16 protein-coding genes are annotated in these 14,693 nt (G+C 62.9%); 3 read left to right on the top strand and 13 right to left on the bottom strand.

Going from position 1 to position 14,693, the window contains the following annotated elements:
- Positions 1 to 95: 95 nt before the first annotated feature.
- From RAS12_RS26730 to RAS12_RS26700, 7 genes are all read right to left on the bottom strand, one after another.
- Complete coding sequence (locus RAS12_RS26730) at positions 96 to 1,631, bottom strand: UxaA family hydrolase (protein ID WP_306943148.1); 1,536 nt, start codon at positions 1,629 to 1,631, stop codon at positions 96 to 98.
- 30 nt (positions 1,632 to 1,661) lie between these two features.
- The gene (locus RAS12_RS26725; RefSeq protein WP_306943146.1) at positions 1,662 to 2,528 is read right to left on the bottom strand and encodes a fumarylacetoacetate hydrolase family protein; all 867 of its coding nucleotides are present in this window, start codon (positions 2,526 to 2,528) and stop codon (positions 1,662 to 1,664) included.
- A gap of 30 nt (positions 2,529 to 2,558) precedes the next feature.
- Positions 2,559 to 3,305, bottom strand: a complete 747-nt coding sequence (locus RAS12_RS26720; RefSeq protein ID WP_306943144.1) for an SDR family oxidoreductase — start codon at positions 3,303 to 3,305, stop codon at positions 2,559 to 2,561.
- Positions 3,306 to 3,318: 13 nt separating this feature from the next.
- Positions 3,319 to 4,728, bottom strand: a complete 1,410-nt coding sequence (locus tag RAS12_RS26715) for a TRAP transporter large permease (RefSeq protein WP_306943143.1) — start codon at positions 4,726 to 4,728, stop codon at positions 3,319 to 3,321.
- Between the two features lie 73 nt (positions 4,729 to 4,801).
- On the bottom strand, positions 4,802 to 5,437 hold the full coding sequence (locus RAS12_RS26710) for a TRAP transporter small permease (RefSeq protein WP_306943140.1): 636 nt from the start codon (positions 5,435 to 5,437) through the stop codon (positions 4,802 to 4,804).
- A gap of 76 nt (positions 5,438 to 5,513) precedes the next feature.
- Positions 5,514 to 6,488 carry a sialic acid TRAP transporter substrate-binding protein SiaP gene (locus RAS12_RS26705; RefSeq protein ID WP_306943139.1) on the bottom strand — a complete coding sequence of 325 codons (975 nt, stop codon included), beginning with the start codon at positions 6,486 to 6,488 and terminating at the stop codon, positions 5,514 to 5,516.
- 128 nt (positions 6,489 to 6,616) lie between these two features.
- Positions 6,617 to 7,351, bottom strand: a complete 735-nt coding sequence (locus RAS12_RS26700; RefSeq protein ID WP_306943137.1) for a FadR/GntR family transcriptional regulator — start codon at positions 7,349 to 7,351, stop codon at positions 6,617 to 6,619.
- 163 nt (positions 7,352 to 7,514) lie between these two features.
- Here RAS12_RS26700 and RAS12_RS26695 point away from each other — a divergent pair, with 163 nt between their 5' ends.
- The 3 genes from RAS12_RS26695 to pyrF are packed head-to-tail and all read left to right on the top strand — an operon-like array spanning position 7,515 to position 10,108.
- The gene (locus tag RAS12_RS26695) at positions 7,515 to 7,913 is read left to right on the top strand and encodes a diacylglycerol kinase (protein ID WP_306943135.1); all 399 of its coding nucleotides are present in this window, start codon (positions 7,515 to 7,517) and stop codon (positions 7,911 to 7,913) included.
- A gap of 49 nt (positions 7,914 to 7,962) precedes the next feature.
- A complete protein-coding gene (locus tag RAS12_RS26690; RefSeq protein ID WP_306943133.1) occupies positions 7,963 to 9,282 on the top strand; it encodes an NAD(P)/FAD-dependent oxidoreductase in 1,320 nt (439 codons plus the stop codon).
- Between the two features lie 7 nt (positions 9,283 to 9,289).
- Positions 9,290 to 10,108, top strand: coding sequence for an orotidine-5'-phosphate decarboxylase (pyrF, locus tag RAS12_RS26685; protein WP_306943132.1), 819 nt, complete (start codon positions 9,290 to 9,292; stop codon positions 10,106 to 10,108).
- A 75-nt stretch (positions 10,109 to 10,183) separates the two neighbouring features.
- Here pyrF and RAS12_RS26680 read toward each other — a convergent pair whose 3' ends face one another.
- The 6 genes from RAS12_RS26680 to ribBA all read right to left on the bottom strand — a co-directional run bounded on the left by RAS12_RS26680 (position 10,184) and on the right by ribBA (position 14,620).
- Complete coding sequence (locus RAS12_RS26680; protein ID WP_306943131.1) at positions 10,184 to 10,750, bottom strand: CinA family protein; 567 nt, start codon at positions 10,748 to 10,750, stop codon at positions 10,184 to 10,186.
- On the bottom strand, positions 10,747 to 11,253 hold the full coding sequence (locus RAS12_RS26675) for a phosphatidylglycerophosphatase A family protein (protein ID WP_306951632.1): 507 nt from the start codon (positions 11,251 to 11,253) through the stop codon (positions 10,747 to 10,749). The genes RAS12_RS26680 and RAS12_RS26675 overlap by 4 nt, the downstream gene beginning before the upstream one ends.
- Before the next feature lie 66 nt (positions 11,254 to 11,319).
- Positions 11,320 to 12,285 carry a thiamine-phosphate kinase gene (gene thiL, locus RAS12_RS26670; RefSeq protein ID WP_306943129.1) on the bottom strand — a complete coding sequence of 322 codons (966 nt, stop codon included), beginning with the start codon at positions 12,283 to 12,285 and terminating at the stop codon, positions 11,320 to 11,322.
- Positions 12,286 to 12,422: 137 nt separating this feature from the next.
- Positions 12,423 to 12,932, bottom strand: coding sequence for a transcription antitermination factor NusB (gene nusB, locus RAS12_RS26665; RefSeq protein WP_306943127.1), 510 nt, complete (start codon positions 12,930 to 12,932; stop codon positions 12,423 to 12,425).
- A complete protein-coding gene (ribH, locus tag RAS12_RS26660; protein ID WP_306943125.1) occupies positions 12,901 to 13,434 on the bottom strand; it encodes a 6,7-dimethyl-8-ribityllumazine synthase in 534 nt (177 codons plus the stop codon). Before ribH ends, nusB begins: the two co-directional genes overlap by 32 nt.
- Before the next feature lie 10 nt (positions 13,435 to 13,444).
- The gene (gene ribBA, locus RAS12_RS26655) at positions 13,445 to 14,620 is read right to left on the bottom strand and encodes a bifunctional 3,4-dihydroxy-2-butanone-4-phosphate synthase/GTP cyclohydrolase II (RefSeq protein WP_306943124.1); all 1,176 of its coding nucleotides are present in this window, start codon (positions 14,618 to 14,620) and stop codon (positions 13,445 to 13,447) included.
- Positions 14,621 to 14,693: the final 73 nt, after the last annotated feature.

Here is a 14,693-nt window from a genome sequence, read left to right as displayed (position 1 = left end):
GCGCGTGCGTGAGGATATCCGGTGATGGAGATTTCGTCGATATCCAAGCCGTGACCTGTTGCAACGCCGGTGCCCGCAAAACAGGAAATCATGCGCTACATCACGGCGCCCAACTGCCAAGGCACGAATTCGTTTTGTCCGTAACCATGCTCTTCGCTGCGCGTGCGCCGGCCCGAAGCGGTTTGCAGCATCAACTGAAAGATGCGCTCGCCCATCTGCGCGACGCTTTGTTCGCCATCAACCACTTCCCCGCAATTGATGTCGATATCGTCCGATTGGCGCTGCCACAGCGCCGTGTTCGTCGACAGTTTCAACGACGGCGCGGGTGCACAGCCGTAGGCCGACCCGCGCCCCGTTGTAAAGCAAATCAGGTTGGCGCCGCCTGCGACTTGCCCGGTAGCGGAGACTGGGTCGTAGCCCGGGGTATCCATGAACACCAGCCCGCGCGCGGCCACCGGCTCGGCATACTCAAACACATCGGTCAGATTGGTGGTGCCGCTCTTGGCGATCGCGCCTAGCGACTTTTCCAGAATGGTCGTCAACCCGCCCGCCTTGTTGCCGGCCGACGGGTTGTTGTCCATTTCGGCATCGTTGCGGGCGCAATAGTCTTCCCACCAGCGCACCCGCGCCAGCAGCTTGGCGGCCACGGCCGGGGTTTCGGCACGACGCGTCAGCAGATGCTCGCCGCCATAGATTTCGGGTGTTTCGGAAAGAATGGCGGTGCCCCCGTTGCGCACCAGCAGGTCTACCGCCGCGCCCAGCGCGGGGTTGGCGCTGATGCCCGAATAGCCGTCGGACCCGCCGCACTGCAAGCCCACCATCAAATGGCTGGCGGATACCGGTTCGCGCCGCACCTGATTGGCCTGGTCCAGCATCCGCTCCACCAATTCGATGCCCCGCGCCACGGTCTTGCGGGTACCGCCGGTGTCCTGAATATTGAAGGTGTGCAACAGACCGCTTTCGCGTAAGCCCTCTTGCTCCATCAACCCGCCGATCTGGTTGGTCTCGCACCCCAGCCCGACCACCATCAGACCGCCAAAATTGGCGTGCCTGGCGTAGCCGCCCAAGGTGCGCCGCAGCACCCGCAGCGGCTCGCCTTCGCTGCCCGTGGCACAGCCTGCGCCGTGGGTAAGCGCCACCACGCCGTCCACGTTCGGACAGGACGCCAGGGCATCGGGGTGTATATCGCGCCGGAAGTGATCGGCTATGGCGCGCGCCACGGTGGCGGAGCAGTTCACGCTGGTCAGGATGCCAATGTAATTGCGCGTGGCTACCCGGCCGTCGGCGCGCACAATGCCATCGAAGGTGGCGGGATGCTCCACATACTCCGTGGCGTGCGCGCCTTGTCCCACCGCGTAATCGCGCTCGAAGTCCGAGAACTCCAGATTCTGCGTATGAACATGCTGACCTGGCGCTATATCCTGGCGCGCCACGCCGATGATCTGGTTATAACGGCGCACAGGCTGCCCGGCCGCAATGGCGCGCACGGCCACCTTGTGGCCGGGCGGCACCAGGCCCGTTATGGTCACCCCTTCACCGTCCAGCCGCGTCCCGCTGACCAGCTGCCGCCGGGCAATCACGACGTTGTCTGCCGGATGGATGCGTATCACTGCCGTATCGGTTTGGGACATGTTGGCTCCGGAAAGGAAGGGGCGCGAAACCTAGCCGTCGATCAACGCCGGGTTCCAGGCATGGACGCGCTGGCGCTGTTCACCCAGGCCGGCGATGCCCAGCTTGATGTCGTCTCCGGCCTTCAGGTATACGGGCGCGGGCTTTTGCCCCATGCCCACGCCCGGCGGCGTACCGGTGCTGATCAGGTCGCCCGGATACAGCGTCATGAAACGGCTGACGTACGCTACCAGTTGCGCCACGCCGAACACCATCGTGCGGGTGCTGCCGTTCTGATAGCGCTTGCCGTTCACTTCCAGCCACATCTCCAACGCCTGGGGATTGGGGATTTCGTCCGCCGTCGCCAGCCACGGGCCGACCGGTCCGAAGGTGTCGCAGCCCTTGCCCTTGTCCCAGGTGCCGCCGCGTTCAATCTGATATTCACGTTCGGATACGTCATTGACCACGCAATATCCCGCCACGTGTTTCATGGCGTCGGCCTCGCTGACATAGCGCGCCTTTTCGCCAATCACCACGCCCAACTCCACTTCCCAATCGGTCTTGACCGAATCCTGCGGCAGCACAACAGGATCATTGGCGCCCACCACGGCAGACGTGGGTTTCATGAAAATGACGGGTTCCGCAGGCACCGGCAATCCCGATTCCGCAGCGTGGTCCGCATAGTTCAAACCGATGCAGACGAACTTGCCCATGCCGCTCCATGGCGGCGCCACGCGGCCAGGATTCTGCACCAAAGGCAGGCTGGCCGGGTCCACTGCGCGCAGCTTCGCCAGCGCCGCCGAATCCAGCGTTTGGGCAGTGATGTCGGGCAGCACCGAAGACAGGTCGCGCACATTGCCCTGGGTGTCGATCAGGCCAGGTTTTTCAGCGCCTCGGGCGCCATAGCGCATCAGTTTCATATCAGCTTCCTTGCTTGAAATAAGGGGAAATCAATTGGACCAGCCGCCGTCAATCACTTGAGCGGTGCCGGTAGTGAAGGCAGATTCGTCACTGGCAAGATACACCGACAGCGCCGCGATTTCTTCCGTGCGGCCGATGCGTCCCATGGGCTGGCGCGCCGTGAAGGCGGCTTCAACCGCAGCGATGGATTGGCCGCTGGCCAGCGCCTGCGCCTCGATACGCTGACGCAACGACGGCGACTCCACCGTGCCGGGGCAGATGGCGTTGCAGCGAATGCCCTGAGCCACAAAATCAGCGGCCACTGCTTTGGTCAGGCCGATGACGGCAGCCTTGGTGGCGCCGTACGCGCAACGGTTTGGCGCGCCCTTGATGCTGCCCGCCACAGACGCCATGTTGACGATGGACCCGGAGCCGCGCGCAAGCATGCCCGGCAGGCAAGCGCGGATCAACAGATACATGGACCGCACGTTCAGATTGAACGAAAAGTCCCACGCATCTTCATCGCAGTCCAGGATCGTTCCCGCATGCACGAAACCCGCGCCGTTGAACAGCACGTCCACCGAACCCGCGGCCTGGACCAGCGCCGCAATGGCGCGCCCATCGGTCACATCCAGCACCTGGGTGCGGCAGCCAGACAACGTCTTCAATGCGGCCTCGTTGATATCCACAGCCAACACGTCAGCCCCTTCCCGCACAAAACGCTCCGCCACGGCGCGGCCTATACCCTGCCCCGCAGCGGTGACGATAGCGGTCTTGCCTTTCAGTCTTGCCGACATGAATAACCTCCTGTTATTTACCAGCCATGCCCATTGCAGTGGGCAGCCACAACGTGATCTGGGGAATGTAGGTAATGGCGATCAGCGCCACGAACAACGGCACCAGCCAGGGCAGGATGGCCATGGTGGTGCGTTCGACCGACAGCCGCGCAACCCGCGCGAGTACAAACAACACCATGCCCATTGGTGGATGCAGCAGACCGATCATCAGGTTCAACGTCATGATCAGACCGAAGTGGATCGGGTCGATGCCCAGCTTCAACACAATGGGCAGCAGGATGGGCACCAGGATCGTGATGGCGGCGATGGTGTCGATGAAGCAGCCCACGATCAGGATCAGCACATTGGCCATCAGCAGAAACACCCACTTGTTCTGCGTCACGCTCAAGATGGCGTCGGTCAGCGTCTGTGCGGCCTGCGTCGTGGTCAGCAACCACGCAAAGACCGATGCGGCCGTCACAATGAACAACACCGACGCGGTGGTTTCGATGGTGTCGAAGGTGGCTTTGGCCAAGGTCTTGAATGTCATCGAGCGATAGCGCACCAGGCCCAGGAACAGCGCCCAGATCACCGCCGCCACGGCGGCTTCGGTGGGCGTGAACCATCCCAGCGTCATGCCGCCAATCAGAATCACGGGCGCCATCAGCGCCATGACGGCAGAGAAGTTGAATCGCCAGTCCAATGCCAGCAGAGCCGCGAACGCAATGCCGGTGGCCCAATTGGGCGACACACCGCCCAGCGTCATCAGCCAGATGGACATGGGAAACGACAGAACGATCAGCACTTCCAGCGCCGCGCCGCCCAGCAGCTTCCAGTTGAAAGCCACATCGCCGCCCCAGTTGTTGCGGCGTGCGTAGTAGGCCACGGTCAACATCATCAGAATGGTCAGCACCGCGCCCGGCACCAGTCCCGCCAGGAACAACGATCCGATCGAAACGTTGGCCATCATGCCGTAGATGACAAAGGGCAAGGAAGGCGGAATGATGGGGCCCAAGGTGGCCGACGCGGCCGTGACGCCCACGGCGAACTCGGTCTCGTAGCCGTGGTCCTTCATGGCTTTGATCTCGATGGTGCCCAGGCCCGCCGCGTCCGCGATTGCGGTGCCTGACATACCGGCAAACACCACCGATCCGATGATATTGACTTGCCCCAGCCCGCCCCGCATCCACCCCACCAGCGCCACGGCAAAATTGTAGATGCGGCCCGTGATGCCGGCGATATTCATGAGGTTGCCGGCCAGAATAAAAAACGGCACTGCCAGCAAGGGAAACGACTCGACGCCCGCGATCATCCGCTGCGCGATCACGACGTCTGGCACGCTGCCGGAAATCAGGATGAACAGCAGCGACGCGCCTGCCATCGATACTGCCACGGGCAAGCCCAGAATCATCAACAGCAAAAAGGTACCAATCAGTGTGCCCATGTCTTGCTCCTGGAAAGGCACTGCGGATTCATGGTGTTCGGGTCTGCGGATCTTGACCGCGACGCCGGCCGGTCTAATCCAGCGCGTCGTAGGCCGCCGGATTTTCCAGGATCGAATAGCCCTGCCGCCAGTTCTGCACTGACACTTGCACTGACCGCGCGAACATCATAAAGAAGCCCGCTAGCGCCACCCAGTAAACATAGGACTTATTCCAGAACAACGTGGTCATCGGTTCGTCACCCACCAGCACGATGTACCGATAGGTCAGCCACACCGCATAGCCGAAGAAGGCCGTGCGCAAGATGTCGATCACCGTGGACAGCACTCGGCCCACGCGTTTGGGCAAGTAACGGTACAGAAAGTCCACCTGAATATGGCGACAGGCGCGCACGCACATTGCAGCGCCCAGGAACACCACGCCGATCAGGCAATACACCGCCAGCTCTTCGGTCCACGCATAGGAGTCATTCAGCACGTAGCGGGAGAAGAATTGCAGAAACACCAGCAACGCCATCGTCCAGAACATGGCCAGGCAAACCCAATCCTCCGGCTGATACCCCGCCAGACTGACTTCGTGCTGATCGGCTTCTTCAAAGGTATGAACAATGTCTTCGACCGAGGCCGCCTGATGCGGACCCGGCGGCGCCAGATGCTGGCTGGGCGCAGAACTGGCCGCCGCTATCGGGCCGGCCTTCGCGTTGGAATGCATGGATTTCCCCTCGTCGTGGATCGGGTGACAGACCGCGTGACTCATGGCGGGCCGCAAGCGGCGGCCCGCCTGCGGCTTATTTCACCGCCTGGATCTTTTCCCAATCCGACTTCTGGTAGCCATACTGTTCAAACGGCACTTTTTCCAACACGGTATTGCGGAAGTCGTCCACATTGACCTCGGCCACCGACAGTCCGCGTTTCTTGAACACTTCGACCATCTTCTTTTCGCTGTCGGCGACTTCCTTGGACGCCTTCTCGGAAGCCTGCTGCGCGACCTCGGCGAAGATCTTTTTGTCTTCATCCGACAGGCTCTTCCACAACTTGCCTGAGATCACCGTATTCAGATGGTCAACGATGTGGCCGGTCAGGATGATGTTCTTTTGCACCTCGTAGAACTTCTTGGCTTCGATTGTCGTCAGCGGATTTTCCTGCGCCTCCACCGTGCCATTCTGCAAGGCCAGATAGACCTCCGCGAACGCGATGGGAGCCGTGTTGGCGCCACAGGCACGCGGCATGGCCAGGTACGCGGCCACGTCCGGCACGCGGATCTTCATGCCTTTCATTTCAGAGCACTTGGTAAAGGCGCGGTTGGACGTGGTCTGGCGCGTGCCGTAGTACGTTGTGGCAACGATGTGGTTGCCGCTTTTTTCGTCATAGCCGCGCGTCAGCTCTTTATAGATATCGCTCTTGGTGTAGGCGATCAAGTGCTCGGGACTGCGGAAAATATAGGGGTAGTACGTGACGCCGATGCGAGGAAAACTCTTTGCGGCGAAGCTGGAACCGGAAATGATCATGTCCACCGTACCCAGGGTCAGCCCCTGGTTGATATCGTTTTCCTTACCCAGCTGAGAGGCGGGATAGACATCAATGTGATAGCGGCCGTTTGTGCGCTTTTCGATTTCTTGCGCCGCCCATACCGACGAGGTATGAAAGGGTTCGGAAGTCTCGTACACATGCGCCCATTTCAGTTTGGTCTGCGCCAGCGCGCTGCCACTGACGGCCAGCGCGACGGCGGCAAACAGCACCTTGAAAGCGTTGCCTCGATTCATGTTGTCTCCTCTCTCTGAGGTCACGGGTACGGCGGATATTGTTATGAGCCGCCCGCGTCATGTTTTACATAGGGATGTCACATACAGGTTGCACCTTCGGACTACTCGACTACGATTCACCAGCAACGTCAGAACGGCGCCGGCTCTTTGCTATCGGTACGCAACGCATCCGCCGCGCCCGGCCAACTGGCGGTCAGGCGGTCATGCGAGCAAGAAAGATGAAAATGCATGGCCGCGCGCGCGCCGGGCTCGTCACCGGCCGCAATGGCATCGATAACGCGGCGGTGCTCGGTAATGGCGGCGACCCAGCTTTCGGGGTTTTCAAAGTAGTCGCCCAGCTTTACAGACAGGGGGTTGTGGCGTTCATCGAACAGTTCACCCACAACGCGCACCAGCACCGCATTGCTGGCCATTTCAGCCACGCGCAAATGAAACAAGCGGTCGCCGCGGATAGGCACGCTGCCGGCGCGGGCCTCTTGCTCCATGGCATCCACGGCTTCCCACAAGCCATCGACCAGCGCAGGTATGGAATTACGCGCGGCCTGAGCAGCCAGTTCACCTTCGATGGTGCGGCGGGCGAGTATGGTTTCCAGGGGGCTTTCCGCGGTCAGGCTGGCGCGTGGCGCACCGGCCAGGCTCTGAACATAAACGCCCGAGCCCATGCGAACTTCAACCCAGCCTTCAACTTCCAGTGCGATCAGGGCTTCACGCACTGACGGACGCGACACGCCCAGCTTCAACGCCAGGTCACGTTCCGGAGGCAGACGCGCCCCCACTGGAAATTCGCCCGCCTCGATCAGCAAACGCAGCTGGTCGGCGATCTGACGGTACAAACGGCGCGGCTCAATAGTCTGGATCGGCATGGGATCAGGGAGCGCAAAAGGGTAAAGTGGCCTTACCAATTGACCAGAATCCTGCGCCTGCCTTCGCCGGGTCACAATTGGGGTTTGCCCATAGCCGCTCGCCGCATCACACGAGCAACCCTTATCTGTTAAAAAGCCGCCACACCCGGCTCTCTTTGCATCCATGACCCACGATCCGCATCACTCGCCCTTTAAAAGCTCTGGTGGCGCCCGCCGCATCCTGAATGCGCTGCGCTATTCCCTGCAGGGCCTGAAAGCGGCCATCAAGTACGAAGCCGCCTTCCGTCAGGAACTGGCGCTGGCCGTACTGATGATTCCGGCCGCATTTTTTCTGGGCCGCACGACAGTAGAAGTCTTTTTTCTGATCGGCACCGTCATCATGGTGCTGGCGGCCGAGCTGTTGAATTCCGCCATCGAAGCGCTGGCCGATGCGCTGTCCGTGGAACGCCATCCCCTCTTGGGACGGGCCAAGGACCTGGGCAGCGCGGCCGTGATGCTGCTGCTGATCTTCGCAGGAACGGTCTGGGTGGGAGTGGCCATCAGCCGTTTCGTCATGCATTGACACGGGTTGGCATCCCTTGGGGGATGCGCCTCTATTTATACTGAGAGCCATGATGCCTAATTCGACGTCAGCACCCTCTCTACGCATCGTCATCGTTGGTGGCGGAGCCGGCGGCCTTGAACTGGCTGCCAAACTGGGCCGCATCCACGGCCGCCAGCACATCACCCTGGTCGACAGCCGGCCGTTCCATATCTGGAAACCCTCGTTGCACGAGGCGGCAGCTGGCACCCTGGATATCCACCAGGAAGGCCTGTCCTATCTGATGCTGGCGCACATGAACGGGTTTTCGTTCGCGCAAGGCCGGCTTTTGAGCGTGGACCGTGAACGCCGCCAAATCGTCGTAGATGCCGTCAACGATTCGCAGGGCCAGGAAGTGCTGCCCCGCCGCGACCTGGCCTACGACACGCTGGTGCTGGCATTGGGCAGCACATCCAACTTCTTCAATACCCCGGGCGCGGCCGAACACGCCGTCACGCTGGACACCACCGAAAACGCCGAGCAATTCCGCCTGACGATGCTCAAAGCGATGGCGCAGGTTGATCTGGCCAAGGTGCGCAATCCGTCGGCGCGGCTGGACCTGGTGATCGTGGGCGGCGGCGCAACCGGCGTTGAACTGGCCGTGGAGCTGACTGAAGCCAGCCACGTCGTCAGCGCCTATGGCCTGCCGAATTTCCAGGCCGAACGCGACCTGGCCATTACGCTGGTGGAAGGCGCACCGCGTATTTTGTCCGCCCTGCCCGAGAAAATCTCGGAAGCGGCCACCAACCGGCTGACTGAATTGGGCATCCGCGTGGAAGCCTCGTGCCGCGTATCGGAAGTGACGGGCGACAGCGTCAAAACGGCAGATGGCCGTGAATTCCCCGCCCAGTTGTGCATGTGGGCGGCGGGCATCAAGGGCCCTGCGCTGCTGGCCGACCTGGGCCTGCCGCTGAACAAGCTTGGCCAGCTGGAAGTCAACGAACGACTGGAAACGGCGGACCCGCACATACTGGCGCTGGGCGATTGCTGCTCGGTGCCGTGGCGTGACGGCCGCACCGTGCCCGCCCGCGCTCAGGCGGCCCACCAGCAAGCCGACTATCTGGCAAAGAAGCTCACCGCACGTCTGCGCAACACCGCCGAGCCCGCTGGCCCCTACGTCTACCAGGACCATGGTTCGCTGGTGTCGCTGGGCCAGGACGCTGGCGTGGGCAGCCTGATGGGCAAGCTCGCCGGACGGGGACTGTTCGTAAGCGGTACACTGGCGCGCTTGATGTACATGAGCCTGCACCTGATGCACCACAAAGCGGTGCTAGGCATCTCTCGTACCGCCTCCCTGGCCCTGGCCCGCCTGCTTATGCGGCGCACGCGCCCCCGGGTCAAACTGCACTGAACTCCCCATGAATTTCCTGCAAAAACTCGAACACGCCTGGACCACCAGCAACTCGCTGCTGCAAGTGGGGCTGGACCCCGACCCGCAACGCTTCCCGCGCGAACTGCAGGACAAGCCGGACGCCATCTTCCAGTTCTGCCGTGACATCGTCGACGCCACCGCGCCGTACGCTTGCAGCTTCAAGCCGCAGATCGCGTACTTTGCTGCGCACCGCGCCGAAGACCAACTGGAAGCGCTGTGCCAGCACATCCGCGAAAACCATCCTGACCTGCCCATCGTGCTGGATGCCAAGCGCGGCGACATCGGCTCCACCGCTGAAAACTACGCGCGCGAAGCCTATGAACGCTATCAGGCGCATGCGCTGACCGTCAGCCCCTACATGGGCCTGGATTCGGTCGAGCCCTACCTGGCCTGGCGCGATCGCGGCGTGATCGTGCTGTGCCGCACATCCAACCCCGGCGGTTCGGACCTGCAATTCCTGAAAATGGATAACGGCGAACCGCTGTACCTGCACGTTGCAGGTTTGGTGGCAGACAAGTGGAACGCCAACGGCCAGTGCGGGCTGGTGGTAGGCGCCACGTTCCCCAATGAACTGGCCGCCGTGCGCCAGCGCATCGGCGACGCCCTGCCCCTGCTGGTGCCGGGCATCGGCGCGCAAGGCGGCGACATCACCGCCACCGTGAATGCCGGCGCAAACGCGGCTCGCAGCGGCATGATGATCAACTCGTCCCGCGCCATCATCTACGCCAGCGGCGGCGATGACTGGCGCGAAGCCGCCGGCCGCGCGGCCATGGGCCTGCGCGACGCGATCAACGCGGTTCGCTGATTGCGCTAAAGCGCGGCACGGCGGGTGAAACGCGTTCGCAAGCCGTGTTTTTTGACGGCTCGCGAGCGCGGCTCCTCACCTACGGTTGACCGGGGCGCCGACGAACTCCAGCAATCCTCGCAGCGCAAACTCCACCGCAGCCAACCGCACTTGTGCGCGGTCGCCTGGAAAAACGTGCGTCACGGCACGGCTGCTGATGCCGTCGCCCACCCGCATCGCAAAACCGAAACACACCATGCCGACCGGCTTGCCCGGGGTCGCGCCGCCCGGGCCTGCAATACCGGTGGTAGACACGGCCACGTGCGCACCGGGCACCGCCAGCAGCACGCCGTTGGCCATTTCCAGCGCAACGGGTTCGCTCACCGCGCCAAAGTGATGCAGGGCATCGGGCGACACTTCCAACTCGGCCACCTTGGCCTCGTTGCTGTAGGTGACAAAACCCCGGTCGAACCAATCGCTGGAACCCGCCACGGCGGTTACCGCCCCTGCCAGCAAGCCGCCCGTGCAGGATTCCGCCGTGCCCAGCATCCAGCCATGACGCCGCATCGCATCGCCCAGCCGCTCCGCCAAGCCAAAAGTGGTCGCTTCCGACAGTTGCACCGCCGACAGATTGGACCGCGTGCTTTCTTGTTGTTCGCTCATCCCAAGACTCCTGTGCGCGCGACCAGCGCCATGATCAGCAAGGCATAACCGGCCGCCAAAATATCGTCCCACATAACGCCAAAGCCGCCCTTGATATGGGCGTCAAAGAACTTGATGGGAGGCGGCTTGACGATATCGAACGTGCGAAACAGCACGAACGCCAGCAACTGCGACATCCATCCTGCCGGCGTCAGCCACAGCACCAGCCAGAACGCCACCATCTCGTCCCAGACCATTCCGACATGATCCGGCTGCCGGAGTTCACGGCCCACGCGGTCGCAGGCCCAGCAGCCATACAAAAATGCCAGCGCCAGGAAGATGCCAATGGCCAGGTCTGATGCGGCCGGCGCAGCGGCCACCCAGATGCCCCAGGCCAGCAGCGTGCCCCAGGTGCCCGAGGCAGGCCGGATCAAGCCGCTGCCCAGGCCAAAAGCGATCAGACGCCCAGGGTCCCGGCACACCCAAGACAGCGAGGGATACACAGCCCGCGAGCGTTCGCGCATGGAGATCGATGGCTTTTCAGAGGGAGACATGGCGTTCCTGGGCCGTTGTAAGAGTCAGGCGGCGGATCAGGCCGCGGGAAAGTGATCAAAACCCGCCGGCAGATCGGCCAGCGGCAGCCCCTGTCCGTCCAGCACGGACAGGCCTGGCTGCGGCAGGGTCTGGCCAATACGGGTCACGCGCGCACCCGCCGACTTTGCCGCGGCCAGCACGGCCTCCCGGCGCGCGGGAGGCGCCGTAAAACACAACTGATAAACGTCGCCCCCGCCCAGCACGGCCCGTCGCTGCGGCGCATCGGCCAGGGCCGCCAAGGCGGCGCTGACAGGCATCTGCGCATAGTGCAGGCAGGCGCCAAGCCGGCTGGCGTTCAGAACATGGCCAAGGTCCTGCAAGAGGCCGTCAGACAAATCGATGGCGGCATGAGCAATGCCGCGCAACGCCAAGCCCAGCGGCACTTGGGGCTGCGGCCATTCCAGCGCGCCACGGGTTGCGGCCAGCAAAGCCGCATCGGCGGGATACTGGCCATCCAACAGGCGATAGGCCACATCGGCCGCGCCCAGCTCTCCCGACACCCAGATGTCGTCACCGGCCTGAGCGCCATCACGGCGCAAGGCCAGACCGGCGGGCACGGCGCCAAACACCGTGACACTGATCGCCAGATCATGCGCGCTACGCGTAGTGTCGCCGCCGATCAGCGGGCAGCCATGCGTCGCGGCCAAGGTATGAAAGCCTTCGGCGAAAGCGGCCAGCCAGGGCTCGTCCAGCCGCGGCAAAGCCAGCCCCAGCACGCACCCGATCGGGCGTGCGCCCATGGCGGCCAGGTCCGACAGATTCACGGCCAGCGCTTTATGCCCCAGCGCACGGGGATCAACGTCGGGAAAGAAGTGGCGGCCTTCCAGCAACAGGTCGGTGCTGGTGGCGACCTGTTCGCCGGGCGGCACGGGAAACAGCGCGCAGTCGTCTCCCACGCCCAGCAGGCCAGCGGGAGCGGCTCGGGTGAAATAGCGCGCGATCAGATCAAATTCGGACGCCACGGCAACTCCGATAGGCCGGCGCATTGGCCAGCGTTGAACAAGCCGAAGGGGTCAGGCGCAGACCACGCCTGCCGCACCGGATAAGGTGCGCGCAGGGCGGCATGCGCCTGACCCCTTCGGAGCCTGGCAAGCCCGGTTTAACGCCGTTGCTGCGCCGCGGCCTGAACCTCGGTGGCGCGCACGTCGGCAGCCAGCTTATCGAGCACGCCGTTGACGAACTTGAAGCCATCGGTGCCGCCAAACGACTTGGCGAGCTCAACGGCTTCGTTGATGGCAACCTTGTACGGCACTTCGACGTGATGAATCAGTTCGAAGCTGCCGATCAGCAGGATGCCATGTTCAACGGGCGACAACTCGACCAGCGGGCGGTCGACGTAAGGCGTGAAACGTTCGCGCAGAGCGGGCGCTTCGCGCAGGACGCCGTGCAACAAGGTCTTGAACCACTGCGCGTCAGCCTCGGAAAAATCCTCGGTGTCGCGCAAATGGGCATCGATCTCGCCGGCGTCTTGCGTGCCTTCGCCACCGCGCAGCAGCCATGCGTAAACGCCTTGCAGCGCGAATTCGCGTGCACGGCGGCGGGCACTGCGCGCGCTGGCGCGGGCTTGCGCCGCGCTATCAGCGCTTGTCGTCGTCTTCTTCGTCGTCAAAATCTTCGTCCTCGTCGTCTTCGTCGTCTTCGTCTTCTTCCTCGGGTTCCAGAGCCGCCACCAGGTTGGCCATTTCAACGGCTACCTGAGCGCAATCGCGGCCCTTGCCGGCGGCGCGGGCTTGCGCCTGCTCGTCGGTGTCGACGGTCAGCACGCCGTTTGCGACAGGGACGCCGGTTTCCAAGGAGATACGGGTGATTGCCATGGCCATTTCATTGCTGACCACTTCAAAGTGATAGGTCTCGCCGCGGATGACGGCGCCCAGCGCGATCAAAGCGTCGAATTCGAAGGTTTCGGCCATGTGGGACAGGGCCACGCCCAGTTCCAGGGCGCCGGGAACCGTGGCGACCATCACGTCGCGTTCGTCCACGCCCAGTTCGGCCAATTCCTTCAGGCACGCTTCGAGTTCGGCCTGGCCGATCTCTTCATTGAAGCGGGCGCGTACGATGCCGATGTGCAGCCCTTCGCCGTTCAGGTCGGGGGTAAGAATGTAAGGGTTCATGTGTCGGCCTTCAGTGTGTTGCGGGAGTATTCAGCGGGTCGCAATCGTAACCCGTAATGGTGAGCGAAAAGCCTGCCATGCTGGGCATCTTGCGCGGCCGGGCCAGCAGCTTCATCTGGCCCACATTCAGGTCGCGCAGAATCTGGGCGCCAATGCCGTAGGTGCGCAGCCCGAAACGATCCGCGTTGGCGGCGTTGGCTTGGGCTTTCTGATCGCTCCAGCCGGCAATCTGGGCAAACAGGTGTTCAGTAGACGATTGGCAGTTCATCAACACCAGCACGCCTGCCGGGGCAGCCGCAATGGCCTGGAGGGCTTGGGCGACACCCCAGCTGTGCGGGCTTGCGCCGGTATCCAGCACATCCAGCACGGATGCGGGCTCATGCACGCGCACCAACGTCTCTACATCGGGGCTCACGTTACCATGCACCAGCGCCAAATGCGCGGAGCCAGTGGCCCCGTCTTCATAGGCCACAGCCTCGAAAGTGCCCCAGGCCGTCTCCATTTGGCGCTTGCCCACTCGTTTGACGATGGACTCATGCTCGCTGCGGTACTGAATCAGGTCAGCGATGGTGCCGATCTTCAGGTTGTGCTCGCGGGCGAATTGCACCAGATCCGGCAGGCGGGCCATCGTGCCGTCAGGCTTGAGGATCTCGCAGATCACCGCAGCGGGCGTCAGCCCGGCCATGGCGGTCAGGTCGCAACCCGCTTCGGTGTGGCCCGCGCGCACCAGCACGCCGCCGGGCACGGCGCGCACCGGGAAAATGTGACCAGGCTGCACCAGATCCGCCGGCTTGGCGTCGCGCGCCACGGCTACCTGAATGGTCCGGGCGCGGTCAGCGGCCGAAATGCCGGTTTCCACACCTTCGGCAGCCTCGATGGACTGGGTGAAATTAGTGCCGTATCGCGTGCCATTGCGGGCCGCCATCATCGGCAGCTCCAACTGGCGGCAGCGCTCTTCGGTCAGAGTCAGGCAAACCAGGCCGCGGCCGTGAGTCACCATGAAGTTGATCGCTTCAGGCGTGACGAATTCGGCGGCCATGACCAGGTCGCCTTCATTTTCACGATCTTCTTCGTCAACCAGAATGACAATACGGCCGGCGCGCAGCTCGGCGATGATTTCGGCAACAGAAGCGATACCGAAGGATTCCGGCTCGGAGCCGGGCAAAGAGGACAACTGGACGGACATGGCGGGCACGCAAACCAGACGGGAAAGCCCGAATTTTACCGCCCCTGGCGCCAGAACCCCTATCGGGGTCCGG

This window comes from Achromobacter seleniivolatilans (genome assembly GCF_030864005.1).
GTDB classification, from domain to species: Bacteria; Pseudomonadota; Gammaproteobacteria; order Burkholderiales; family Burkholderiaceae_B; genus Achromobacter; species Achromobacter seleniivolatilans.
Note: the sequence above shows the minus strand (reverse complement) of the source record. Positions and strands in the feature narration are given on the sequence as shown.

Excerpts from the sequence above, each read along its gene's own strand:
- RAS12_RS26730 (WP_306943148.1), bottom strand. The coding sequence starts at position 1,631 with ATGTCCCAAACCGATACGGCAGTGATACGCATCCATCCGGCAGACAAC.
- RAS12_RS26725 (WP_306943146.1), bottom strand. The coding sequence starts at position 2,528 with ATGAAACTGATGCGCTATGGCGCCCGAGGCGCTGAAAAACCTGGCCTG.
- RAS12_RS26720 (WP_306943144.1), bottom strand. The coding sequence starts at position 3,305 with ATGTCGGCAAGACTGAAAGGCAAGACCGCTATCGTCACCGCTGCGGGG.
- RAS12_RS26715 (WP_306943143.1), bottom strand. The coding sequence starts at position 4,728 with ATGGGCACACTGATTGGTACCTTTTTGCTGTTGATGATTCTGGGCTTG.
- RAS12_RS26710 (WP_306943140.1), bottom strand. The coding sequence starts at position 5,437 with ATGCATTCCAACGCGAAGGCCGGCCCGATAGCGGCGGCCAGTTCTGCG.
- RAS12_RS26705 (WP_306943139.1), bottom strand. The coding sequence starts at position 6,488 with ATGAATCGAGGCAACGCTTTCAAGGTGCTGTTTGCCGCCGTCGCGCTG.
- RAS12_RS26700 (WP_306943137.1), bottom strand. The coding sequence starts at position 7,351 with ATGCCGATCCAGACTATTGAGCCGCGCCGTTTGTACCGTCAGATCGCC.
- RAS12_RS26695 (WP_306943135.1), top strand. The coding sequence starts at position 7,515 with ATGACCCACGATCCGCATCACTCGCCCTTTAAAAGCTCTGGTGGCGCC.
- RAS12_RS26690 (WP_306943133.1), top strand. The coding sequence starts at position 7,963 with ATGATGCCTAATTCGACGTCAGCACCCTCTCTACGCATCGTCATCGTT.
- pyrF (WP_306943132.1), top strand. The coding sequence starts at position 9,290 with ATGAATTTCCTGCAAAAACTCGAACACGCCTGGACCACCAGCAACTCG.
- RAS12_RS26680 (WP_306943131.1), bottom strand. The coding sequence starts at position 10,750 with ATGAGCGAACAACAAGAAAGCACGCGGTCCAATCTGTCGGCGGTGCAA.
- RAS12_RS26675 (WP_306951632.1), bottom strand. The coding sequence starts at position 11,253 with ATGCGCGAACGCTCGCGGGCTGTGTATCCCTCGCTGTCTTGGGTGTGC.
- ribH (WP_306943125.1), bottom strand. The coding sequence starts at position 13,434 with ATGAACCCTTACATTCTTACCCCCGACCTGAACGGCGAAGGGCTGCAC.
- ribBA (WP_306943124.1), bottom strand. The coding sequence starts at position 14,620 with ATGTCCGTCCAGTTGTCCTCTTTGCCCGGCTCCGAGCCGGAATCCTTC.